The organism is Ensifer sp. ENS02 (assembly GCF_014851885.1).
GTDB lineage: Bacteria > Pseudomonadota > Alphaproteobacteria > Rhizobiales > Rhizobiaceae > Ensifer > Ensifer adhaerens.
Genome location: NZ_JACVAO010000020.1, coordinates 80,531 through 101,683, shown reverse-complemented (window position 1 = coordinate 101,683; position 21,153 = coordinate 80,531). Strand labels below are relative to the sequence as shown.

At 62.1% G+C, this 21,153-nt stretch carries 21 protein-coding genes; 18 read left to right on the top strand and 3 right to left on the bottom strand.

The window, feature by feature from the left end:
• The first annotated feature begins 131 nt into the window (after window positions 1-131).
• From IB262_RS30505 to IB262_RS30475, 7 genes are all read left to right on the top strand, one after another.
• The gene (locus IB262_RS30505; protein ID WP_110819022.1) at window positions 132-1,085 is read left to right on the top strand and encodes a sulfonate ABC transporter substrate-binding protein; all 954 of its coding nucleotides are present in this window, start codon (window positions 132-134) and stop codon (window positions 1,083-1,085) included.
• A complete protein-coding gene (locus IB262_RS30500; RefSeq protein WP_051659223.1) occupies window positions 1,085-1,921 on the top strand; it encodes an ABC transporter permease subunit in 837 nt (278 codons plus the stop codon). Before IB262_RS30505 ends, IB262_RS30500 begins: the two co-directional genes overlap by 1 nt.
• Window positions 1,918-2,661 (top strand): ATP-binding cassette domain-containing protein, encoded by a 744-nt coding sequence (locus IB262_RS30495; RefSeq protein WP_060521248.1) that lies wholly within the window; start codon window positions 1,918-1,920, stop codon window positions 2,659-2,661. Before IB262_RS30500 ends, IB262_RS30495 begins: the two co-directional genes overlap by 4 nt.
• Window positions 2,662-2,880: 219 nt before the next feature.
• The gene (locus IB262_RS30490; RefSeq protein WP_034791608.1) at window positions 2,881-3,168 is read left to right on the top strand and encodes a DUF971 domain-containing protein; all 288 of its coding nucleotides are present in this window, start codon (window positions 2,881-2,883) and stop codon (window positions 3,166-3,168) included.
• A gap of 9 nt (window positions 3,169-3,177) precedes the next feature.
• Window positions 3,178-4,914, top strand: a complete 1,737-nt coding sequence (locus IB262_RS30485; protein ID WP_060521247.1) for a fumarate reductase/succinate dehydrogenase flavoprotein subunit — start codon at window positions 3,178-3,180, stop codon at window positions 4,912-4,914.
• Window positions 4,915-4,926: 12 nt separating this feature from the next.
• Window positions 4,927-5,160 (top strand): ferredoxin family protein, encoded by a 234-nt coding sequence (locus tag IB262_RS30480; RefSeq protein WP_034791614.1) that lies wholly within the window; start codon window positions 4,927-4,929, stop codon window positions 5,158-5,160.
• A 1-nt stretch (window position 5,161) separates the two neighbouring features.
• Complete coding sequence (locus IB262_RS30475) at window positions 5,162-6,118, top strand: HEAT repeat domain-containing protein (protein WP_110819023.1); 957 nt, start codon at window positions 5,162-5,164, stop codon at window positions 6,116-6,118.
• A 20-nt stretch (window positions 6,119-6,138) separates the two neighbouring features.
• Here IB262_RS30475 and IB262_RS30470 read toward each other — a convergent pair whose 3' ends face one another.
• Window positions 6,139-6,879 carry a Crp/Fnr family transcriptional regulator gene (locus tag IB262_RS30470; protein WP_181432597.1) on the bottom strand — a complete coding sequence of 247 codons (741 nt, stop codon included), beginning with the start codon at window positions 6,877-6,879 and terminating at the stop codon, window positions 6,139-6,141.
• 512 nt (window positions 6,880-7,391) lie between these two features.
• Here IB262_RS30470 and IB262_RS30465 point away from each other — a divergent pair.
• The 8 genes from IB262_RS30465 (at window position 7,392) to IB262_RS30430 (ending at window position 15,828) form a co-directional block, all read left to right on the top strand.
• The gene (locus IB262_RS30465; protein WP_192494114.1) at window positions 7,392-7,979 is read left to right on the top strand and encodes a thioredoxin family protein; all 588 of its coding nucleotides are present in this window, start codon (window positions 7,392-7,394) and stop codon (window positions 7,977-7,979) included.
• A 64-nt stretch (window positions 7,980-8,043) separates the two neighbouring features.
• Window positions 8,044-9,672 carry an FAD-binding protein gene (locus IB262_RS30460; protein WP_110819026.1) on the top strand — a complete coding sequence of 543 codons (1,629 nt, stop codon included), beginning with the start codon at window positions 8,044-8,046 and terminating at the stop codon, window positions 9,670-9,672.
• A gap of 3 nt (window positions 9,673-9,675) precedes the next feature.
• A complete protein-coding gene (locus IB262_RS30455; protein ID WP_034791661.1) occupies window positions 9,676-10,005 on the top strand; it encodes a ferredoxin family protein in 330 nt (109 codons plus the stop codon).
• A gap of 13 nt (window positions 10,006-10,018) precedes the next feature.
• Window positions 10,019-10,855: an ABC transporter ATP-binding protein gene (locus IB262_RS30450; protein WP_060521243.1), complete on the top strand. Its 837-nt coding sequence runs from the start codon at window positions 10,019-10,021 to the stop codon at window positions 10,853-10,855.
• A gap of 11 nt (window positions 10,856-10,866) precedes the next feature.
• Window positions 10,867-11,730, top strand: a complete 864-nt coding sequence (locus IB262_RS30445; protein ID WP_060521242.1) for an ABC transporter permease — start codon at window positions 10,867-10,869, stop codon at window positions 11,728-11,730.
• A 48-nt stretch (window positions 11,731-11,778) separates the two neighbouring features.
• Window positions 11,779-12,804, top strand: a complete 1,026-nt coding sequence (locus IB262_RS30440; protein ID WP_060521241.1) for an aliphatic sulfonate ABC transporter substrate-binding protein — start codon at window positions 11,779-11,781, stop codon at window positions 12,802-12,804.
• Window positions 12,805-12,858: 54 nt separating this feature from the next.
• On the top strand, window positions 12,859-14,298 hold the full coding sequence (locus IB262_RS30435) for an MFS transporter (RefSeq protein ID WP_060521240.1): 1,440 nt from the start codon (window positions 12,859-12,861) through the stop codon (window positions 14,296-14,298).
• Between the two features lie 531 nt (window positions 14,299-14,829).
• On the top strand, window positions 14,830-15,828 hold the full coding sequence (locus tag IB262_RS30430) for a septal ring lytic transglycosylase RlpA family protein (protein ID WP_246802757.1): 999 nt from the start codon (window positions 14,830-14,832) through the stop codon (window positions 15,826-15,828).
• 230 nt (window positions 15,829-16,058) lie between these two features.
• Here the strand turns inward: IB262_RS30430 and IB262_RS30425 are convergent, their stop codons facing one another.
• Both IB262_RS30425 and IB262_RS30420 read right to left on the bottom strand, forming a co-directional pair.
• On the bottom strand, window positions 16,059-16,262 hold the full coding sequence (locus tag IB262_RS30425; RefSeq protein WP_034791723.1) for a cold-shock protein: 204 nt from the start codon (window positions 16,260-16,262) through the stop codon (window positions 16,059-16,061).
• A 235-nt stretch (window positions 16,263-16,497) separates the two neighbouring features.
• Window positions 16,498-17,508 (bottom strand): substrate-binding domain-containing protein, encoded by a 1,011-nt coding sequence (locus IB262_RS30420; protein WP_060521239.1) that lies wholly within the window; start codon window positions 17,506-17,508, stop codon window positions 16,498-16,500.
• Between the two features lie 136 nt (window positions 17,509-17,644).
• On the opposite strand from IB262_RS30420, the gene IB262_RS30415 reads away from it, so the two are divergent.
• From IB262_RS30415 to IB262_RS30405, 3 genes are read left to right on the top strand one after another with little or no spacing between them, the layout of a single operon-like run.
• Entirely contained in the window at window positions 17,645-19,012 is a 1,368-nt protein-coding gene (locus IB262_RS30415; RefSeq protein ID WP_110819028.1) for a uracil-xanthine permease family protein, read from the top strand.
• The gene (locus tag IB262_RS30410; protein ID WP_162727222.1) at window positions 19,009-20,409 is read left to right on the top strand and encodes an amidohydrolase; all 1,401 of its coding nucleotides are present in this window, start codon (window positions 19,009-19,011) and stop codon (window positions 20,407-20,409) included. The genes IB262_RS30415 and IB262_RS30410 overlap by 4 nt, the downstream gene beginning before the upstream one ends.
• Complete coding sequence (locus IB262_RS30405) at window positions 20,406-21,113, top strand: sulfite exporter TauE/SafE family protein (RefSeq protein WP_110819029.1); 708 nt, start codon at window positions 20,406-20,408, stop codon at window positions 21,111-21,113. The genes IB262_RS30410 and IB262_RS30405 overlap by 4 nt, the downstream gene beginning before the upstream one ends.
• The last annotated feature ends 40 nt before the right edge of the window (window positions 21,114-21,153 follow it).

Sequence of the window (21,153 nt, the reverse complement as noted above, 5' to 3'; positions counted from 1 at the left end):
ACGGCCCTGTCCAGCGGAACGAAGACCATTGAGCCGATCGGCAAAAAAGGCCGGTCAGAACAAAACCGAACCCAAGGAAAGCCGCCAACTCAAGGCGTTCTGCCCCTTGCGTTCTTTCATTGGAGAACGTCATGATGATTTCCAGACGCCTTTTCTCGATAGCGCTTGCGGCCCTGTTTACGGTGCCGCTTCTTGAGGTCGCTCCCGCAGCAGCCTCCGACAAAGTGATCCGCATTGGCTACCAGAAATACGGCACGCTTGTGCTGCTCAAGGGAAAGGGTCTTCTGGAGAAGAAGCTGGAGAAGATCGGCTACACGGTCACATGGGCAGAATTCCCGGCGGGCCCGCAACTTCTCGAAGCCTTGAATGTCGGCGCAGTCGATTTCGGTACGACGGGAGAAACGCCGCCGATCTTCGCGCAGGCGGCCGGCGCGCCGCTGGTCTATATCGCCCATGAACCGCCGGCGCCGCGCGGCGAGGCGATCCTCGTGCCGAAGGGTAGCCCCATCCAGAAGGTTTCGGATCTGAAGGGTAAGACCGTCGCCCTTAACAAGGGTTCGAACGTGCACTTCCTCCTGGTGAAGGCGCTGGAGGAGGCTGGTCTCAACTATAGCGACATCAAGACCTCCTTCCTTCCGCCCGCCGACGCCCGCGCTGCCTTTGAACAGGGCGCCGTCGATGCCTGGGTGATCTGGGACCCGTTCCAGGCCTCAGCCGAGCTCGCGATCGAGGCACGCGAACTTCGAAACGGCGAAGGGATCGTACCCAACCACCAGTTCTACCTGGGCGCAAAGCCATTCGTGGACGGCCATCCCGAGGCCGTCGATACGGTGATCGAGGCCGTTGCAGAGATCGACGAATGGGCGAAGGCCAATCCGGCCGCCGCGGCCGCCGAACTTTCGCCTTCCGTTGGCATTCCCGCGGACGTGCTGGCCGTCGCGCTGCAGCGACAATCGTACGGCGTGAAGGCTCTTGATGAGGGCATCGTCAAACAGCAACAGACGATCGCCGATACCTTCTTCGAACTCGGCCTGATCCCGAACAAGATCTCGATCGCGGACGTCGTGCGCAAAGGCGGTGCCTGATGGTGGACGTGTCGGTAGCCGGTATTGCTACCGGCGAAGCCCGCAGGCCCAATCTGAAGAACCTGTGGAGCGGGCTGGCTCCATGGGCTCTTCCGCTTGCGCTTCTCGTCGTTTGGGAAATTGCGGCGCGCACGGGTCTCGTCACCGCCCGCCTCATGCCGGCGCCGACGACGATTGCTGCGGCCTTCTGGCGGTCGTTGCTTGATGGCTCGCTTCTTTTCCATACACTCGCCTCCACCCGTCGGGCCTTCATAGGCCTTGCGATCGGCGGCGGGCTCGGCTTCGTCGCCGGCGTCGTTACCGGTCTGTGGAAACCGGCCGAAACCCTCCTCGACAGCACCGTCCAGATGGTGCGCAACATCCCGCATCTTGCCTTGATCCCGCTCGTGATCCTCTGGTTCGGTATCGATGAAACCGCCAAGATCTTTCTGGTTTCGATCGGCGTCTTTTTCCCGATCTACATCAACACCTTCTATGGCGTGCGAACCATCGACCCTCAGATCGTTGAAATGGCGTCCGTCTACGGGCTCGACCGCAGGGCGCTGATCCGCCGCATCATTCTTCCCGGCGCGCTGCCCTCCATCCTGGTCGGCCTGCGCTATGCTCTCGGTTTCATGTGGCTGACGCTGATCGTCGCTGAAACGATTTCATCGACGAACGGCATTGGATACATGACGATGAACGCGCGGGAGTTCCTGCAGACGGACGTCGTCCTGCTCGGCATTATCGTCTATGCGCTTCTCGGAAAATTCGCTGATGTTGTGACCCGTTCGATTGAGAAGCGCGTTCTCGTATGGCATCCGGCCTATCAGTTGAAGCAGGGGGGCCGACAATGAGTGCCCTGCAGGCCCATGTGAGGGATAGCGACGGCGGTCTCCCGATTTCGCTGTCGCGGGTCGAAAAGTCTTTCGGCCAGCTCAACGTCCTCGACAGTTTCAACCTGGAAGTTCCCGCGGGCCAGTTTCTTGCCGTCGTCGGAAGGTCGGGTGGCGGCAAATCAACCTTGTTGCGGCTGATCGCCGGTCTTGATGCGGCAACGGCGGGCCGCGTCAGTATCGCCGGGCAAAAGGTTGACCGCACCCTTGCGTCCGTGCGCCTGCTTTTCCAGGAGGCGCGCCTTGTTCCCTGGCAGCGGGTTATCGAGAACGTCGGCATCGCCCGCGGCCAGAACTGGCAGGAAACTGCCCGTCGAGCGCTCGCGGACGTGGGGTTGGGGGGGCGTGAAAACGATTGGCCGAGTGTACTTTCCGGCGGCCAGCGTCAGCGCGTGGCTCTCGCCCGCGCCCTCGTCAGTGCGCCGCAGATCCTGTTGCTCGATGAACCTTTCGGCGCGCTCGATGCGCTCACGCGCATTGAAATGCATCGCCTGCTCGAGGGGATCTGGACGGGTCGAGGTTTTACCACCGTGCTGATCACCCACGACGTCGCAGAGGCGGTGGCGCTGGCCGACCGTGTGGTGGTGCTGCGGGAAGGGGCAATCGCGCTCGATATCGACATCGATCTCGAGCGTCCGCGGCGGGAGCTGGCTGACCCCCGTGCGGTCGATTTGCAGCGTCAGATACTTGAGGCCGTGTAGCGTTCGATTTGACTGCCGGCGAGAGCGTTGGGGTTTGCGACCACGATCGTGGGCGCCGGGTGCGGACGTGCGCTTCGTCGCCCGGCCTTACGGGCGTTGGCGCGCGTTCGTGGGGACCTCGTTCGGCTGCGACAGGGTCCCCATCGAAATGCCAAGGCAATTTATTGCGTGTGCGGGGCCCCCACCTTCCTAAAATGGTCGAACCATCAAGGAGCGCCCATGATCGCTATCAGTCTCAAGGTCAATGCTGCACGCAGCAGTCTCGCTGTCACGTGGGACGATGGGGCGGTTTCTCATATCCCGGCGACCGTGCTGCGGGCGCGCAGCCGCGCTGCCAGCCAGGTGCGCGCGGATATCGAAGGGCGCGCTGGTTCCTATGATGCCGTCACACTCAGCGGTGCAGAGCCAATCGGCACCTACGCGATCCGGCTGGTTTTTTCCGATGGCCATGATCGCGGCATCTACCCCTGGCCCTACCTGCGCGCGATCGCCGACTCTACGTTTTGAGGAAGAAGCATGGACGATTTTATTGACGGCCTGTCGGAAGTTGCCTGCGATGTCCTGGTGATCGGCGGCGGAACCGCCGGTCCGATGGCGGCCTTGAAGGCGAAGCAGAAGAACCCTGCGCTGAACGTCGTGTTGCTGGAAAAAGCCAACGTGAAACGATCCGGCGCAATCTCGATGGGCATGGACGGGCTGAACAACGCCGTCGTGCCGGGCTATGCGACACCGGAGCAGTACACGAAGGAAATCACGATCGCCAACGATGGCATCGTCGATCAGGCGCCGGTCTTCAACTACGCATCACGCTGCTACGACATCATCCAGGAACTGGATCGCTTCGGCATCCGCTTCCAGAGGAATGCCAACGGCGACTACGACCTGAAGAAGGTCCATCACCTCGGCACTTATGTGTTGCCGATGCCGAATGGCGAAACGGTCAAGAAGGCGCTCTATCGCCAGCTGAAACGCGAGCGCATCCTGATTTCCAACCGCTTCATGGCCACGCGGTTGCTGACGGCGAAGGATGGTCGCATCGCCGGTGCCGTTGCCGTCAACACCCGCACTGCGGAATTTCTCGTGCTTCGGGCCAAGGCGGTGATCCTGTGCATGGGAGCGGCCGGTAGGCTCGGCCTGCCGCATTCGGGCTATCTGTTCGGCACCTACGAGAATCCCACGAACTCCGGGGATGGCTATGCCATGGCCTATCATGCCGGGGCGGCGCTCGCGAACCTCGAATGCTACCAGATCAATCCGCTGATCAAGGACTATAACGGTCCCGCCTGCGCTTACGTCGCCGGTCCGTTCGGCGCCTACACCGCCAACAGCGAGGGCAAGCGGTTCATCGAAAGTGACTATTGGTCCGGGCAGATGATGCAGGAGTTTTACAATGAGCTGCAATCGGGAAAAGGCCCTGTCTTCCTGAAGCTCAACCATCTCCATCCCGACACGGTCGGCGAGATCGAAGACATCCTGCATCGGGTCGAGCGCCCCTCCCGTGGGCGGTTTCATGCGGCGCGTGGCACCGACTATCGCGACAAGATGATCGAGATGCACATTTCCGAGATCGGTTTCTGCTCCGGCCACAGCGCATCAGGCGTCTTCGTCGACGAATATGCGCGCACGACCGTGCCTGGCCTTTATGCTGCCGGCGACATGGCAAGCGTGCCGCACAACTACATGCTCGGAGCCTTCACAAACGGGGCGGTGGCTGGAGAGCATGCGGCAGAGGTGGCATTGGAAACCGACCTTCCGGACTACGATCCCGACTTCGTGCGGCTCGAGCGCGAGCGCGTTCTGGCGCCGACGCGTCGTGACGACGGAATTCCCCCCAACCAGCTCGAATACAAGGTGCGGCGCCTCGTCAACGACTACCTGCAGCCGCCCAAGGTGACGGTTCGGATGCAGATCGGCCAGGCGCGATTGGCCGAGGCCAGGGACGACCTTGAGACAGCCCTCGTCGCGCGCAACGCGCATGAGCTGATGCGGTCATTGGAGGTGTCGTCCATCCTCGATTGCGCGGACATGGCCGCCCATGCATCGCTCTATCGGACCGAAAGCCGCTGGGGCCTTTATCACAACCGGATCGATTATCCCGAAAAGGACGACGAGAACTGGTTCTGCCACACGCTGCTTCGCAAGATGAATGGCCGCATGAGCTCCGAGAAGCGCGCCATTGAGCCCTACATCGTTCCTATCGAGACCGAAGAGCGGGCGGCCTACGAGCGTCTGCGCGTTTCGAACCAAGCCTGATCGAGGAGAGCCATGCCGCTTGCACTTTCCCCCACCACAGTTCCCGTCGTCGTCGACGAAGCGAAATGCATCGCCGACAAGGGCTGCACCGTCTGCGTCGAGGTTTGCCCGCTCGATGTCTTGCGTATCAGCGACCTCACCGGCAAGGCCTACATGAAGTTCGACGAATGCTGGTATTGCATGCCGTGTGAGACGGATTGCCCGACGGGCGCCGTTACCGTCAACATCCCCTACCTGTTGCGCTGACATGGCGACGTTCGATCCATTCGAGGATTTCGGCAATGCCGATGAAATTGTCGGCCGTCTCGCTGATGCGGATCCCGCCGTTCGCCGCCTCGCCGTCATCGATCTTGCCGAGACGGCGATGCCGGACAGTCTCCTGCATCTGCTGGCGATGGTTGGAGACAACGATGCGACCGTGCGCCTTCAGGTGGCGATGGCACTCGGCGATTTCGACACGATCGATGCCGCCAGCGGGCTGGCGAAACTCCTGATTGATCTGGATAGACCGGTGGCTTCTGCTGCGGCGGACAGCCTTGCCGAGTTGAAGGATCCGTCTGCGGTTCCCGCGCTCCTTTCGTTGCCTACACATCCGGACCCTTTTGTGCGCGCGTCCGGTTTTCGCGGAATGAAGGGACTGCGCTCACGCGCAGCGCTTGGTCCCGCACTTAAAGCAATGTCGGACGAAAGCGCTCAGGTGCGGGCCGAGGCGCTGGGAGTGATCGCCTATCTCAAGCTCGAAGAAACGCTGCCATCATTGATCGCAGCCACGCGCGACGCCGACGCTTCTGTCCGTGCGGAGGCGGTCAACGCCTTGTCGTTCACAAAACAGGTCGCAGCGGCCACCGCAGTTGCTGCGGCGCTACGGGACGATGTCTGGCAGGTGAGGGCGGCCGCGGCGCAATCGCTCGGGAGGATCGGCCAGGCATTTGCCGTCGGCGGTCTCGTTGCGGGATTGGCGGACGACTACTGGCAGGTCCGCCAGAAGTGTCTTGGCGCGCTCGGGAGCCTGAAGGCGCAATCGGCCGTGGCCGATATAGCGGCGCAGCTTGCGAGCGACCTGCCGTCGCTCCGCAAGGAGGCCGCGGCAGCGCTCGGCGAGATTGCCGATCCATCGGCGCGCGAGCCGCTGATGGCCCATGCCTCCGACACGGATCCGGATGTGCGAAAAACGGTGCGCTGGGCGCTGACCCGGATTGCTTGATTTGCGATCGAAGCGCAATCTCACGCGCCGCGCTTCGACACCATCTCCATCAAGGCATACGGGCGCTCGATGCGAATGTGGCGCGGCGACACGGATACAAGTCCGTCCTTCTGGAACCGCTTCATCATCATCGTCACCCATTGGCGGGTCGAACCGACCATGGCCGCGATCTGGTCATGGGTGACCTTCGCGTTGATGATGATGGCTCGCCCGTCCCGCACCCCGTGCAGATCGCCGAGATTGATCAGGAACTGGGCAAGGCGTTCGATGACGGAGCGGGTGCCCAGCATCTGCGCCATAGCCGAATAGCACCGTCCCTTGGCGGCCAGCCCCTGCAGGAGACAGAGCGCGAAATTTGGCATCTCGAGGACCAGCTTCTTCAGCGCTGGCGCGGGAAGGAAGAGGATACGAGAGTCGCTAAGAGCTTCTCCCGACCAGATGTGCACCCCGCCGCCCGTCATTTCCGGGCCGCCGATAAAATGGCCCTTCGTCCAGTAGGCCAATGTGATCTCGCGCCCCGACGGTGCGGTATAAAAGACCCTGACGTCGCCGGCTTCGATGATGAAGATACCGCCGTGCCCGTCGCCCTGGTTGAAGATTGCTTCACCCGTTCGAAACGAGAGCTGGCGGCCCTGCGCTCTCAGCCTCGTCCATTCGTCGGGGGCGAGGGCATCGAGAAAATGCGCTCCTTCGTCGAGCCCGCCGATACCTTCACTCAAGAAGAGGGCCTGATCACCGGGAAGAATGGCCGGGGCCGGCAGATCAACCGAGGGGGTGTGTTTCGGGCGTGCATCCTGATTGGCGGTCACGCGGACGTCGAGGCTCACATCGCTCTCCTTCCACAGCGTAGATCGCCCTTAAATTATAGAAAATCTACCAATTAAGAAGAAAAATAATCGCGGTTTCGGAACTGGACGTGGAAGATTTTCGTCGAATAGATGTTTGAAGCGCCAGAGTCAGGAGGCCTTCCTGGGGCCCCGCACGCTCCCCCCCTGTGAAAGTCGCCACGCGTCTGCTCGTTTTGCGAAATGAGCCTGGCCGCGGGCGTGGTTCGCGCCTGGACCGATTGTTGTCCGCTCATGCGCCGTAGAATTTCGCGAGATCGACCGACGCGCGCGCTGCCAAAAGACCGCCACTCCGAAACGAGAATCCGAGCCTTGTGTCCTTGCGCAGCAAGATTATCTCCGCGGCCTGCAATCCGGAGAAAATTAATATCTATAAAATCTATGTGTTTTATGAGGTAATATTTCTATTGGCTTGCTAGGAGGATACCATGCCCAAAACCGAATCCAATCCCATTACACTTGGAGCCCGCGCGGCGGACTTCACGTTGCCCGATGCCGATGGCAACCTGTTCACGTTGGCCGAGTTCAAGGATAGCCCGGCGCTGCTCGTCACCTTCATCTCCAACCGCTGCCCCTTCGTGGTGTTGATCCGCGAGGAACTGGCGAAATTTGCGCGCGACTATGCCACGCAGGGGCTTGCCGTCGTCGCGATCAACAGCAACGACGCCAAGGCGCATCCGGAAGAAACGCTGGAGCGGATTGGTGTAGAGGCAAAGACTCACGGCTATGGCTTCCCCTATCTGAAGGACGCGTCGCAAAGTGTCGCCAAGGCCTTTGGTGCGGCCTGCACTCCGGACTTCTTTCTCTATGACCGAGATCGCAAGCTTGCCTATCACGGCCAGTTCGACGAAGCCCGGCCCGGCAACGGCAAGGATGTGACGGGTGCGGATCTGCGCGCTGCGGTCGACGCGGTCCTGAAGGGCGAAGCTGTCGGCGCCGGCCAGGTGCCCTCGATCGGCTGCAACATCAAGTGGTCGGCTGGCAACGAACCGTCCTGGTTCTCCACCGCAGCCTGATCCGCAATCGTGAAACGGCCGGCCGTACAGCCGGCCAACGCTTCCTTTTCTGTACCGGGACATCATGGCATCGCGTCGCAAGGAACAGCCCACCGAAGACGGGCGCCACATCGAAACGGACGTGCTGGTTGTCGGTGGGGGCCCCGCCGCCGCCTGGGCGGCGCTTTCCGCTGCCGAGACCGGCGCGCGCGTCGTCTTGGCTGACAAGGGCTACCACGGCACGAGCGGTGCCACGGCTCCGTCCAACACGGGAACGTGGTGTGTGCCGCCGGGAGAAGGGCGCGCAGCCTCGGTCGAGCAGCGTTTCAAGCGCACTGCCGGCCTTGCCGATCGTCGCTGGATGTTGCGCGCGGCTGACCGCGCCTACGAAAACCTCCTGAAGCTCGTCGAATGGGGCTATCCCTTTCCGAGCGAAGAGGATGGCAACCTCTATATCGCCAACCTGCGCGGTCCTGACTACATGCGCTTCATGCGCCAGCGTGTGCACAAGGCCGGTGTCACGATCCTTGACCACCATCCTATCCTGGAACTGCTTGGCGACGATCATCATGTCGGCGGGGCAGCGGGGCTTTCTCGCCGCAATGGCGCAAGCTTCTCCGTATCGGCCGGTGCCGTCGTGCTTGCCACCGGCGGCTGCGCCTTCTTCGAACGCATCCTCGGTGGCACGGGGCTCACCGGTGATGGCTATCTCTTCGCCGCAGAGGCCGGCGCGTCCCTTTCCGGCATGGAATTCACCGGCAAATACACGCTCGCCCCGCACGGTTCCTCGCTGAACAAGGGCTTGCCTTTTCGCTGGGCGACCTTCTACCGAGAGAACGGCGAGGTGCTGCGCGACGCCCGCGGTGAGCCGGTGACGAACGGTATCGGCGGCGGCGAGCGGCAAGTGGCCGAGGCCCTGCTGTCCGGCCCGGTCTATGCCCGGCTCGATCTTGCCGAACCCGCGATGCAGGACTGGCTGCGTCGTGGCCAGCCGAACTGTTTTCAGCCTTACGACCGGATGGGGATCAATCCCTTCGAGCACCTGTTCCGGGTCGACCTCAAATACGAGGGCACCGTGCGCGGCACCGGCGGTATCCGTATCGTCTCGTCCGACTGTGGCACCGGCATTACCGGGCTTTACGCCGCCGGCGACGCGGCGAGCCGTGAAAACGTGACGGGTGGGGTTTCCGGTGGCGGGGCCATCAATGCCTCCTGGGCGATTGCCAGCGGCTGGTGGGCCGGTCACGGCGCCGCCCGGCATGCGAGCAGCAGAAAGTCCCGTGATGCGGCGCGCTTGCGGCCGCTCGGCGCGACGGGTTTGCGCGGCGCCGGCGAACGTGAAGACGTCAATCTCGCGGCCGCCGCCCGCGCGGTGCACGAGGAGATCGTGCCGCTCGACAGGAGTTATTGGCGCAAGGCCAGCGCCCTGGAGACAAGTCACCGCATTCTGGAAGGCGTGTGGGCCGGCCTCAACCAGGCAAAGCCCGCGGTCGGCATCGACCGACTTCGCGCACGAGAGGTGGCGTCGGTTACGGCGAGCGCCCGCTGGACGGTCGCGGCTGCGCTCTTGCGCACGGAAAGCCGGGGCGTGCACCGCCGGAGTGACTTTCCGACCGAGGACGACGGGCAGGCGAGCCGCATCGTCGTCTCCGGGCTCGATCAGGTGAGCGCCGTGCGTGAAGACCTCGCTTTCGAGACGGTTCGGGAGGGCTGAGCGATGATCGAGGTTATCTCCGTCGACCGCTGCATCCGCTGCGATATCTGCGAACGGATCTGTCCCGCCTTCGTCTTCGATCGCGACGAAACGGGTCTGCCGATCATTGCCCGGCAAGACGACTGCCAAACCTGTTTTCTCTGCGAAATCTATTGTCCGACGGATGCGCTCTATGTCGCCGAGGCGGCGCACGGACCAACAGGCATCGCGGAGGCCGAGGTGCTGGAACGCGACCTTTTTGGCGCCTACGCCCGCTCGCTCGGGTGGAACCGCGGCCGCGCCGGCGGCGCGCAAGATGATCCGACCCGTCACATCCGCGTGGCGCAGGTTTGAAGGGAGTTCGACCATGGAACGCATAGCCGTCAGCGCGCTGCGCAAGACCTTTACGCTCAAACAGGGCCAGACCGTAACGGTGGACGGTGTCGCCTCGAGCCGCATTGCGGTGCTGGATGGCGTCGACCTGACCATCAAACGCGGCGAATTCATCACGCTGGTCGGGCCGTCCGGCAGCGGCAAGTCGGTGCTGCTCGATGTCATTGCCGGATTGACCGAAGCGACCTCGGGCGTCGCTCGCATCGACGGCATCGAGGTCTCCAAACCGCATGCCCGCACCGCCTATGTCTTCCAGCAATATGCGCTTTTTCCCTGGCGAACAGCGCTGCAGAACATCGAATATGCCCTGGAGGTGCGTGGTGTGCCGGCGGCGGAGCGTCGCGAGAAGGCACGTCATTTCCTGCATCTCTTCGGCCTCAAGGGCTTCGAAGACCGCTTCCCCTCGCAGCTTTCCGGCGGCATGCAGCAGCGCGTGGCAATCGCCCGGGCGCTCTCCACCGATCCGCAGGTGCTGCTGATGGACGAGCCCTTCGCGGCTCTTGACGCCCAGACGCGCGACATCCTGCAAAGCGAACTGTTGCGCATTTGGGAACAGATCAAGACGACCGTCGTCTTTGTCACCCATTCGATCGACGAGGCGATCTACCTCGCCGACCGCGTGGTCGTGATGACAGCGCGCCCGGCGAGCGTCAAGGAAATCGTCGAGATTGACCTGCCGCGCCCGCGCGACCTCGATATCCGCAACAACGCGGCCTTCAATGCCTATCGGGGCCGCGTCTGGGAAAGCTTGCGTGACGAGGTCGTCAAGGCCCAGCGCGATTGGGCGCTCGCATCCAACTATACCAACTAAGGGAGGATCCGATGAGTCTGATCGCCGACCGCAACCTGCCGCTCCGCCGGACATTATCATCGCGCCGAAAGCGTGCCGCGGAGAAACCGCCGACGGTTCTCGGTGAAGCCTTCTCAACCATTACGCTGGGCCTGCCGGCGCTCGTCGCCTTCGCGCTTCTCTGGGAGATCGCGCCACGCGCCGGCTGGATCAACGCGCTGTTCTTCCCGCCACTCAGCCAGGTGCTCTCTGTCCTGTGGGAGATGATCGCCTCGGGTCAGCTTGCTGACCACATCGGCATCAGCCTGCAGCGCGCCGCGATCGGCTTTTCGCTTGCCGTTGTTGTCGCCGTACCGCTTGGTCTTTTGATGGGGCGCTATCCGCTCTTCGAAAAGGCCTCGGACTTTCTCGTCCAGACCCTGCGCAATACCTCGCAGTTCGCGCTGCTGCCGGTCTTCATCCTTTTGCTCGGCATCGGCGAGGCGTCAAAGATCGCCATCACATTCTACGCGGCCGTCTTCTTCCTGCTGATCAACACCATCGTCGGTGTGAAGTCGGTCGATCCACTGCTGGTGAAGGCAGCGCGTTCCATGGGAACGTCCGACTGGGATCTCTTCAAGAAGGTCATTCTGCCCTCGGCCGTTCCCTCGATTGTCGCGGGCGCTCGGCTTGGTGTGAAGACCTCGCTCTTTTCGGTCATCGCCGCGGAGATGCTCGCGGCCCAATCCGGCATCGGCTACCTCATCCAGAATTCGTCGCTGATGCTGGAAACAGACCGGATGTATGCCGGCATCCTGACGCTGACGATCATCGGCCTCCTGCTGAACTACTTGCTCGTCGCTGGGGAACGACGCGCCACCCGCTGGCGCGGCGACGGCGAAAGCGGCCCGAACTGAGCCCCAGCCTCTCTTCCAACGAACACGCGATTTCGAAAGGATCCATCCATGACAGCCAATCCACTCCGCCGCACATTGTTGAAGCTCGCCTTGGCGCTATCGGTCCTGCCGGTGGCGGGTGCCGCGCCGGCCTTTGCCGACGACGCGAAGCCCGAGGTCATCCGCATCGGCTCGACCGCGCCGGGCCACCTGAAATTCATCCTTTATCGCAACAAGAAACTGCTGGAAGACGAGTTCGCCAAGGACGGCATCAAGATCGAGCTGACGACATTCGATGGCGGTTCCGCTGCCACGGTTGCGCTCGGTTCGGGAGCGATCGACTTCACCTATATCGGCAACAACCCGTCGCTTCGTCTGGCGGCGACCGGGGCCGATGTGAAGCTCATCGGCCTTTCGAGCTGGAACCGTTCGAACGAGACGCAGATCGTCGTCAAGCCGGAGTCTGCGATCCAGAAGATTGAGGACCTGAAGGGCAAGAAGGTCGCCTATCTCTCAGGCACGGTGCGTCACTCGACCTTCGCCAAGGCCCTGCAGGCCGCAGGTCTTTCCCTCGCGGACGTGGAAAGCCTGAACCTCGGTATCGACAGTTCCGGCCCGGCGCTGGCCCGTGGTGACGTCGATGCCATCGTGGAAAGCACCGGCCCGGTGCAGACGCTTGTTGAAAAGGGCGGAGCGCGGGTGATCTTCGACGCCGGCGTGTCGGGCAGCCCCGATTGGGCGGTTCCACATCTCCTCAGCGTCAACGGTGAATTCGCCCGCAAGTATCCTGAAATCGTGACACGTCTGCTGGCTGTCGATATTGCGACTGCCCGCTGGGCCGACGCCAATCCGGAAGAGACGACTACGATCTTTGTCAAGGAGACAGGCAGCAGTGACAAGGCAGTCCGCGCCACCTACCCGGATGGAAAGTTCTTCCAGGACCCGGAAATCACGGATGCGGCAGTGAAAGCGCTTCAGGGGGAGGAGGCCTTCATGGCCGAAGCCGGGCTGCTGAAGGGTAAAGTCAATTATGAGAGCTGGATTGACCGCTCCTTCTACGACGCAGCTCTAAAAAGAGTTGCTGCCAGCAACTGATCCTGTAGGTTCGGGCGGCGGCGCACCTGCGTCTCCGCCCTCTCTTCTTCTTGAATGATGTCCTCCATTTCCTCTTCTCCACTTCCGTTTCACCGCACCCGCATCGTCCCGGCCGTCGTGGCGGTGGCCTTTTTCATGCAGATGCTCGACAGCACGATCATCGCAACCTCGCTGCCGGCCATGTCCAAGGCCTTCGCGACGGATGTGGTGACGCTCAACATTGGCTTCACCGCCTATCTTCTTGCGATGGCCGTGTTTATTCCGCCGGCCGGATGGCTCGCCGAGCGTTTTGGCGCGCGAGAGGTCTTTCTTGCCGCTATCGCGCTGTTCACGCTCGCCTCCGTTGCTTGCGGCTTCTCGGCGTCGCTTGGTCAATTCACCGTGGCTCGGCTCTTCCAAGGTGCGTCCGCAGCGCTGATGACGCCAGTTGGGCGTCAGCTCGTACTGCGCGATGCACCGAAGGCGGAATTGGTGCGGGCGATCGCCACCATCACCTGGCCGGCTCTGATTGCCCCCGTTATCGGCCCTCTGATCGGTGCCTGGATTACAACCCACGCCGGCTGGGAGTGGAACTTCTTCATCAATCTGCCTCTCGGCATATTCGGTGTCGTGATCGTTGCCTTTTTCGTGCCGCGCGTGCCTGCGGAGGGAGCGCGACCCTTTGATGTGACCGGCGTCTTGCTGACTGGAGGCGCGCTCGCGCTCACCCTTGGCGGTTTGGAGCTTTCCAGTTCATCCTCGGGTGGGACCGCTTCACTTGGCCTTCTGGTCGCCGGTCTTTTCGCCGGCTTTTTTGCAGTCCGCCATCTGCGGCGCGCTGCGCATCCCCTGCTCGACATGACAGTGCTGAAGATCCCGACTTTCGCCTTCGCAACGCTTTCGGCGGGCACCGCCGGGCGGCTTGCCGTCAATGCGACGCCATTTCTGCTGCCGCTGCTCTTCCAGGTTGGTTTGGGTTTCAATGCGGTGGAGACGGGCTCGCTGGTCTTCGTCTACTTTCTCGGCAACCTTTTGATGAAGAGCGTCACCACACCGGCTCTGCGTCTTTTCGGCTTCCGCAGCCTTCTTGTCGTAAATGGCATGATCGCCGCCACGACGATCGGTGCCTTCGCATTCGTCGACGGAGAAACGCCGCGCATTGTCATGTGGGTGCTGCTGATTGCCTGCGGCCTTTCCCGCTCGATGCAGTTTACGGCGCTGACGACAATCGCCTTCGCGGATGTACCGCCTGCTCAGCGAAGCGCGGCGACGACGATTTCGGCGATGCTGCAGCAACTCTCCCAACTGCTTGGCATCGCCGTTGCCGCAGCCGTCATTCGCTTCGCATCCTATCTGGGCGGGGGAGGAGGCGATCATAATATGCTTCCGGATATTCGCGCCGCCTTCCTCTTTATCGCCGCCATAGGCTTCGTGTCGGCGCTTCGCTTTCTCGCACTGTCGTCCGACGCGGGTGCTGAGGTTTCCGGCCACCGTGGTCGCCCTGTCGTCGGATAAGGCGGCGTAACAGAAACCGCGAGCCACTGGCGACTTTTGAGCGGAGATCGCCGAAGAGCCGAGGAAAGACCGGCGGAGGCGCCGGGCGAAAACTTCCTTCCCATTTTCAAGGCTAGAAGTTTCGCCTGACCTCCCGGTCTGCGGTTCGTAAGCAGGGTACGACATAAATCGGCGGCCGGGGCGAAGCGCCGGCTTTGGTTCGCCTGCGAGGGTGAGTTCGCCTTCGATGCGATTCAGCCATCGTTTCGCTTCCGCCGCTGACACCCAAATAGACGGTGCTCTTTCATCGGTGCGACACAGTCGACGAACTCGACTTTTTATTTCCGCCTCTGATCGCGAAGAACGGGCAGATATGCCCTAGGTCGGGAGGGCGGAACCATTCGCTCGTAGCCTCATTTTACCGAGGTATCAGAGATGGAGCGGACCAACGGCACGCCCCAGATTGCGCCTGGTGTCGACCAGCCCCTCACGGCTGCGTCGCCTGTCTCGCGTCTCCACTGCGCATTGCGGTCGCGTGTCGAGTTGCAGTCGATGGTGGACGGAATGGGAGATGGAGTAGCAGCGACCGTTAAAGTCATGCGCTGGTTGGCAATTACGATGTTCTGTGCGTTCGTTGGTGCCTGCACCACGACATCTACGCCCGACATGACCAGCCTGAAGGCGCATTCTCCCGCCACGCTGCACCGTGTCTATGTCAAAATGCCAGATGCTTCCGGCAAAAGAACCTCGCAGCGTGTCGGCCATTACACTGTCGGCAAGCCTTACGTGGTCAAAGGCAAGCGTTACTATCCGAAGGAGGAACCGGGCTACAATCGAAGCGGCATTGCCTCCTGGTACGCTCGGGGGTTTCAAGGGCGGCGGACCGCAAATGGCGAAACTTACGATCCAGGCCGCCTCTCCGCCGCGCATCCGACACTCCCCTTGCCCAGCTACGTGCGGGTGACAAATCTCACAAACGGCTCGTCGGTCATTTTGCGCGTCAATGATCGTGGCCCTTACCACAAAGGGCGTTTGATCGATATTTCCAGCAAGGCAGCAGAGATGCTGGATATGACGCGCCGCGGGACAGCGTCCGTCCGGGTACAATATGTGGGGCGCGCCGCTCTAAACGGAGATGATATGGCGTTTCTCATGGCGTCACAAAGGAAGCGCCAGGGTCCCCTTGGCGTCAATCGGCCAATCGGCGCGCAGGTCGCCGGCAAACCGCTTGCCAGCTACGGTGAGCGCAGCACCCTGTTCGTCGGCTCGAAATCTGCCGGTAACTTTCTGGCCGCCTCTGGTTTGCGGGGACGGGAGGCTGCGTATGCACTCTGGGCTTCCCAGGCACACCGCTTGGCACCCTTCAAGGCAAGTATTGCAAGGGAAACCGCGATTTCTGCCGAATGCTGCTTGAACAAGGAGCGGATGGGCGAGAAATCTGTGTTGCAGGCGTTTCTCCCGGCAGCTTTCGATCGCAAAAGCCGACGGACGATCGCCAGCGGCAAGGCGACCACGGGGAGACCCGGAAACCGGCCATATCCGGTGGTGTGAACGTTGCCAGAGCGCGTGGCGTGCGTGTCGAGGGTGAGCCGGAAGCTTCAGAGAAGTTAGCCGGACCAGAATTATGCGCTCAGTTTCCGTTTTGTGCGTTGGGATCGCCTGCAAAAAAGGAGGACCCGACGGCCTCACGAGACGACATCATAATATTTCCCGGCCGCTGGCGCGGCCGGGAAAGTGAGGGAATGCAATCAAGCGAATTCCCGAAGCTTGGTATCCGAAGTTCAGGCTGACCTGACGTTTTCGGCCTTCGATTTTCCGGTCTTGCGGTCCTGGCCAAGTTCATAGCTGACCTTTTGACCGTCGCGCAGTGACGTTGCGCCCTCAAGCGCCGACACGTGGACAAAAACGTCCGGTCCGCCATTGTCAGGCGTGATGAAGCCAAAACCCTTGTCCTGGTTGAAAAACTTTACGGTACCGGTTGCCATAGTCATCCTCGTCAGCTGAGTGCTCTGCGTTTTGCCGGAGCACCATATCCAGCGCCTGCCTTAGCGGCAATCGCGCATGTTGGCAAAACTTAATTTGCTGAGCCGGACCTTCTTCCTTCATACCAGGGGCCGTTTAGACCCTGGATAAAGGCGGCAATGGCGACGGCGCGACAGTCACGACGTTAAACGCGGCCGCGCGGATGTCCGGCCATCGCGCTCTCGGCTTCAGCCTTCCTCAGATGGAATCGCACGAAATCATCGAAGAGGGGCGCAGGATCAGACCTGGTGGCGGGAGATCACTTGGTTCGACGTTCACCTGCTCCAATCGCGCCAAGAGCAGGTTGACTGCGGCTCCTGCCACCTCACCAAGGTGCAGATCAACTGCGGTCAGCGGAGGGGTGGCGAGTTTGGCGCGCATGCCGTCATAGCGGGTCGCGATCCGAAGGTCGTGCGGGATCTGGCGACCGGTGGCGCGGGCCGCGTTGAAAACGCCTGTCGCAAAGGCGTCGACCGGCACGCAAAGGGCCGAGATGGAGGGATTGGCGCGCAGCAAGCTTTCAGCAGCGATTGCTGCCGCTTCTTCGCCCCCCTGTTCGTCGATGCGGATGGCGCGTGGCGTAAAGCCGCTTCCGGCCATGCGCTGCGCATACACAGCCTCCATCTCGATATAGGAATTGCGCCTTTGTTCACCCGTTATCAAGCCGACCTGACCGTCGCCCGCAAGCAGGTGATCGAGCAGCAGATGCGCCGTTGCGGCGCTCTGCAAATCCACGAACGGAAGATCGTCCCGGCCGGGCGCACGCCCGATGCACACGACCTCGGTCCCGCGGGAAGAAAAGAAATCCAGCACCGGGTCGTCTCGTTCCGGCTCCACGACGATGGCGCCGTCCACCTCAAGCGCGTCGAGGCGGTCGCGGGGCCCGAGTGGAGGAACGAGGCAAAGGGAAATACCCCTGGCAAAAGCCGTCACGGCGGCGGCAGCAGCAATTTCCATGAGGAAGCCCAGCCTCGACGGTCCGGCGGCCACCGCAAAGGGCATCGATGAAACCAGTGCGATTGATCCGGCTCTGCCGGTGCGCAACCGCTGCGCACGGTGATTGGGACGATAGCCCATTTCCTGCGCCAGCGTTTCGATGCGCTTGCGCGTTTCCGGCTCGACGTAACGTCGGCCGCTGAACGCGTGCGAAACAGTTGTGACCGAGACTCCAGCCGCCTTGGCAAGGTCGGCGATAGTAGGTTTTCCCATCAGCCCTCCGATGAACGTCTTCTATCACGCCGATCGCACCGAAGCAAAACGATTTGCAAAGGCGCGATTGTGTGTTAGTGGATGCGCATGCAAAACGATTTGCATAACGGCTTGAGGAGGCCGGGAGGAGGAAAACATGCAGAGAGAATTGAATGGAGTGGTCGAACCGGTCGATGAGGGGCTGCCGCTTCGCAGCCTGTTCCTGTTTGGCCTTCAACACGTGCTGGTGATGGCCGCGTCTCCCATCACCGCCGTCTTTCTTGTCAGCAAGGCCCTTGGGTTTTCGGACGCGGTGACAGTCTCGCTCATCAGCGCAACCTTTTTCGTCTGTGGCCTTGGCTCGATGCTCCAGAGTTTCGGGCCAAAGGGGTTTGGTGCACGCCTGCCCTTCGTGATGGTGCCGGGAGGCGCGCCAATTGCCATCTTTCTGGCGATCGCCCAGCAGACGGACATCCAGACAGCCGTCGGTGCCGTGATCGTAACGGCTCTCTTTTACTTTCTGGCGCTGCCGGTCTTCCGCAGGCTGCTGCGTTACTTTCCGCCGATCGTCGTTGGAACGATGCTGTTGCTGGTCTCCGTCAATCTTGTGCGCATCTATGGCGTGACCATCACCGGAAAGCCTGGCAGCGAGAGCTTCGCAGCGCCCGTCGAGGTCGGACTGGCACTGATCACCATCATCCTTACAGTCGCTGCCGCGCGGGTCTTTTCCGGAACGCTCCAGCGGCTCGCCGTCATGCTCGGACTGGTCGGCGGTGCGCTCGTCGCGCTCGCCATCGGCCACATGGATCTGTCGGGTGTGTTCACCGGGCCGGTCATCGCCGTTCCGCAATTATTTCCCTTCGGCATGCCGAAGTTCGACCTCATCGCAGCTATCCCGCTGATCGTGTTCTCGATCATTTCCATGGCGGAGGCGACCGGTCAGACGATCGCGACGGCTGAAATCGTCGGCCGCCGGGGAGATGCCCATGCGATCGTGCCTTCGACCATCCGCGGCGATGCACTGATGTCGCTCGTCGGTGGCCTGTTCGGCACATCGCTGATCATCACCAGCGGCGAGAACGTCGGTATCGTGCGCGCGACCGGCGTCAAGTCTCGCTATGTGACCGCGATGGCGGGCGCCATCCTCGTTCTCATCGCGCTCTTCGCCCCGATTGGCCGGATGGCCACGGCTTTGCCTGAGGCCGTCGTCGGCGGCACGGCAGTCATCGTGTTTTCGATTATTGGCGTCATCGGGATCGACCTCCTGCGTCGCGTCGATCTGCGCGAACATGGCCCCATGTTCACCCTCGCGGCCGCCCTCTCGATGGGTCTGCTGCCGATCCTGGTGCCCGGTGTCTACAGCCAGTTTCCGCAATGGACGCAGATGATCCTCGGCAACGGACTTGCCGCAGGCACGATCACCGCCGTCGTCGTCAACGCCATCTTTTCACATTGGGGCCAAGCCGGACGATCCGAAATTGCGGCGGCGCCCCTGCAATCCACCACTCAAGGAGCAAGCGAGTGAGCGCAATCCGCCAACAACTATCGACCGCCGGCGACCTCATGCTGCGCCCAGGACAAGTTCTTCTGCCGGATGGCCCGCGCACCGGAAAAGCCATCGTCGTGCGCGATGGCGTCTTTCAGCGGATCGATACCGCGGAAGCGATCGCCCGGGACTTCCCCGAGATTGTTCCGATCGACCTGCCCAACCATCTCCTGATGCCCGGTTTCGTCGATACCCATACGCACCTGACCCAGTCGCTCGGCAAGGCCCTCGTCTTTGGAGAACCGTCGGAAATCTTCCGGCGGATCTGGGTGCCGCTGGAAGGCAGTCTCAACGAGCGCATGGTCTATCTCTCGGCAAAGCTTGCCGCATTGGAAGCGCTGCGTGGGGGGTTCACGACCGCCGTCGATGCCGGCACCCGCTCAAAGGGTCATGTCGGCGCTCTGGTGCGGGCTGCAGGGGAGGTGGGGCTTCGCAGCGTCGTCGGCTTTATCTGCAACGATCTTTCGGGAAGTGCGCAGATCGCCGAACCCGGCATCATCCTGCGCCAGGCGGAAGAGCACGTCTCCACCTACAGGCAGGACCCGCTGATCCATCCCTCGCTGGCGATTTCGATCCCGGAGGCCGCAACTGACGGGATGCTCAAAGCGGTTTCCGAATTGGCAGCCGCGTCCGGGGTGGTGTTCCAGACCCATGTCAACGAACACCTTGTTGCCGTCGAACGCTCGTTGGCAGCGAAAGGATTGCGACCGATCGAGCACCTGGCGCATCTGGGCGTTCTTGGGCCTCAGGTCCTCCTCGCGCACTCGACGCTCGTCACGCCGCATGAACTCAATCTTTTGCGCGAGACAGGCACGGCTGTCGCTTACAATCCCGTCGCCACCCTGTGGAAGGGGAATGCCGTCGCACCAGCCCTGCAAATGGCAGCGCTCGGCATGCGGTTCGGGCTCGGAACGGACGGAACCCGCGCCGACGCGTTCCGTCTGATGGACGCAGCCGAGGGCCTCCAGCGCGCGGGGTTTGGTCTTGCAACGGGGGATTCTTCCTGCGGCGGCGGCTGGCTGTGGCTCGACCGGGCAACATCCGGCGCCGCAGACGCTGCAGGCCTGTCTCATGTGACCGGCTCGATCACCGAAGGTCTTGCCGCCGATTTCCTGCTCGTCGACCTCGATCGACCCGAGTTCACGCCCTCGCACGATCTGACGTGGGAGCTTGTCCGCTACGGCAATCGCGATCAGATCGACGCGGTCTTTACCAGCGGCCAGCTTCGGCTTTGGCAAGGCTGGCCGATTGATTGGGACGCCCGGGCACTGCTCGAAGAGGTGAGAGGCGAAACGGCGACCGCCATTGCCGAAGCGCCGATCCAGCGCATTCATCCGCTCTCCGAAGCACATCGCCGCCTTGGACAATACCGATGAGTTTTGGTCTTCTTGCCGTTCTGGCTGCCGTGACATTAGTTTCGGCCTTCATTCAAGGGGCGCTCGGCATTGGCTTCGCCCTGATCGTCGCGCCGATCGTCGGTATGCTGAAGCCCGATCTTCTGCCGGTGACCCTGCTTTTGCTGATGCTGCCGCTCAATCTACATGTGGCGGCGCGAGAGCGTGCCCATGTCGACTGGTCAGGCGCGACCTGGATCACGATCGGACGCTTCGCGGGAACGTTTGCTGGCCTTTGGTTGCTGGCAGCGCTTTCCATCGAACAACTGGATCTTGCCGTCGGTGTGTTCACGGTGGTCGCAGCCGTCACCGCGCTCATAGCCCCGCCGTTCACGCCGAACAGGCCGAGTGCGCTCGGGGTCGGATTGTTTACGGGCGTCACCGAAACTGCCACGGGTATCGGCGGCCCGCCGCTTGCGCTGCTCTACCAGCATGCCAAGGCGCCGGTGCTAAGGGCAACGGCGGCCCTTTGCTTCTTCGTCGGCGAGGTCATGTCCCTCGTCGTGCTGGCCATATCCGGGCGCGTTGGGTCAGAGCAACTGCTCGTCGCCCTCTACCTGACGCCGGCGGTTCTGCTCGGAAGCGCGGTCTCAAAGCACGTGCATGGCCGCATCGGCGGCCGCGGTCTTCGGATCGCCGTTCTGGGCTTTGCCATCGTCAGCGGATTGTTCCTTATCGTCCGGTGAACGAGGCTCTCTCGTTAACCGGCCGTCGGCAGACCACCGG

What these genes read in the sequence shown, in the direction of transcription:
- IB262_RS30425 (WP_034791723.1), bottom strand. Translation starts at nt 16,262, where the DNA reads ATGGCAACCGGTACCGTAAAGTTTTTCAACCAGGACAAGGGTTTTGGC.
- IB262_RS30475 (WP_110819023.1), top strand. Translation starts at nt 5,162, where the DNA reads ATGGCGACGTTCGATCCATTCGAGGATTTCGGCAATGCCGATGAAATT.
- IB262_RS30460 (WP_110819026.1), top strand. Translation starts at nt 8,044, where the DNA reads ATGGCATCGCGTCGCAAGGAACAGCCCACCGAAGACGGGCGCCACATC.
- IB262_RS30430 (WP_246802757.1), top strand. Translation starts at nt 14,830, where the DNA reads ATGGTGGACGGAATGGGAGATGGAGTAGCAGCGACCGTTAAAGTCATG.
- IB262_RS30455 (WP_034791661.1), top strand. Translation starts at nt 9,676, where the DNA reads ATGATCGAGGTTATCTCCGTCGACCGCTGCATCCGCTGCGATATCTGC.
- IB262_RS30445 (WP_060521242.1), top strand. Translation starts at nt 10,867, where the DNA reads ATGAGTCTGATCGCCGACCGCAACCTGCCGCTCCGCCGGACATTATCA.
- IB262_RS30435 (WP_060521240.1), top strand. Translation starts at nt 12,859, where the DNA reads ATGATGTCCTCCATTTCCTCTTCTCCACTTCCGTTTCACCGCACCCGC.
- IB262_RS30465 (WP_192494114.1), top strand. Translation starts at nt 7,392, where the DNA reads ATGCCCAAAACCGAATCCAATCCCATTACACTTGGAGCCCGCGCGGCG.
- IB262_RS30440 (WP_060521241.1), top strand. Translation starts at nt 11,779, where the DNA reads ATGACAGCCAATCCACTCCGCCGCACATTGTTGAAGCTCGCCTTGGCG.
- IB262_RS30405 (WP_110819029.1), top strand. Translation starts at nt 20,406, where the DNA reads ATGAGTTTTGGTCTTCTTGCCGTTCTGGCTGCCGTGACATTAGTTTCG.
- IB262_RS30420 (WP_060521239.1), bottom strand. Translation starts at nt 17,508, where the DNA reads ATGGGAAAACCTACTATCGCCGACCTTGCCAAGGCGGCTGGAGTCTCG.
- IB262_RS30490 (WP_034791608.1), top strand. Translation starts at nt 2,881, where the DNA reads ATGATCGCTATCAGTCTCAAGGTCAATGCTGCACGCAGCAGTCTCGCT.
- IB262_RS30480 (WP_034791614.1), top strand. Translation starts at nt 4,927, where the DNA reads ATGCCGCTTGCACTTTCCCCCACCACAGTTCCCGTCGTCGTCGACGAA.
- IB262_RS30450 (WP_060521243.1), top strand. Translation starts at nt 10,019, where the DNA reads ATGGAACGCATAGCCGTCAGCGCGCTGCGCAAGACCTTTACGCTCAAA.
- IB262_RS30415 (WP_110819028.1), top strand. Translation starts at nt 17,645, where the DNA reads ATGCAGAGAGAATTGAATGGAGTGGTCGAACCGGTCGATGAGGGGCTG.
- IB262_RS30495 (WP_060521248.1), top strand. Translation starts at nt 1,918, where the DNA reads ATGAGTGCCCTGCAGGCCCATGTGAGGGATAGCGACGGCGGTCTCCCG.
- IB262_RS30500 (WP_051659223.1), top strand. Translation starts at nt 1,085, where the DNA reads ATGGTGGACGTGTCGGTAGCCGGTATTGCTACCGGCGAAGCCCGCAGG.
- IB262_RS30505 (WP_110819022.1), top strand. Translation starts at nt 132, where the DNA reads ATGATGATTTCCAGACGCCTTTTCTCGATAGCGCTTGCGGCCCTGTTT.
- IB262_RS30485 (WP_060521247.1), top strand. Translation starts at nt 3,178, where the DNA reads ATGGACGATTTTATTGACGGCCTGTCGGAAGTTGCCTGCGATGTCCTG.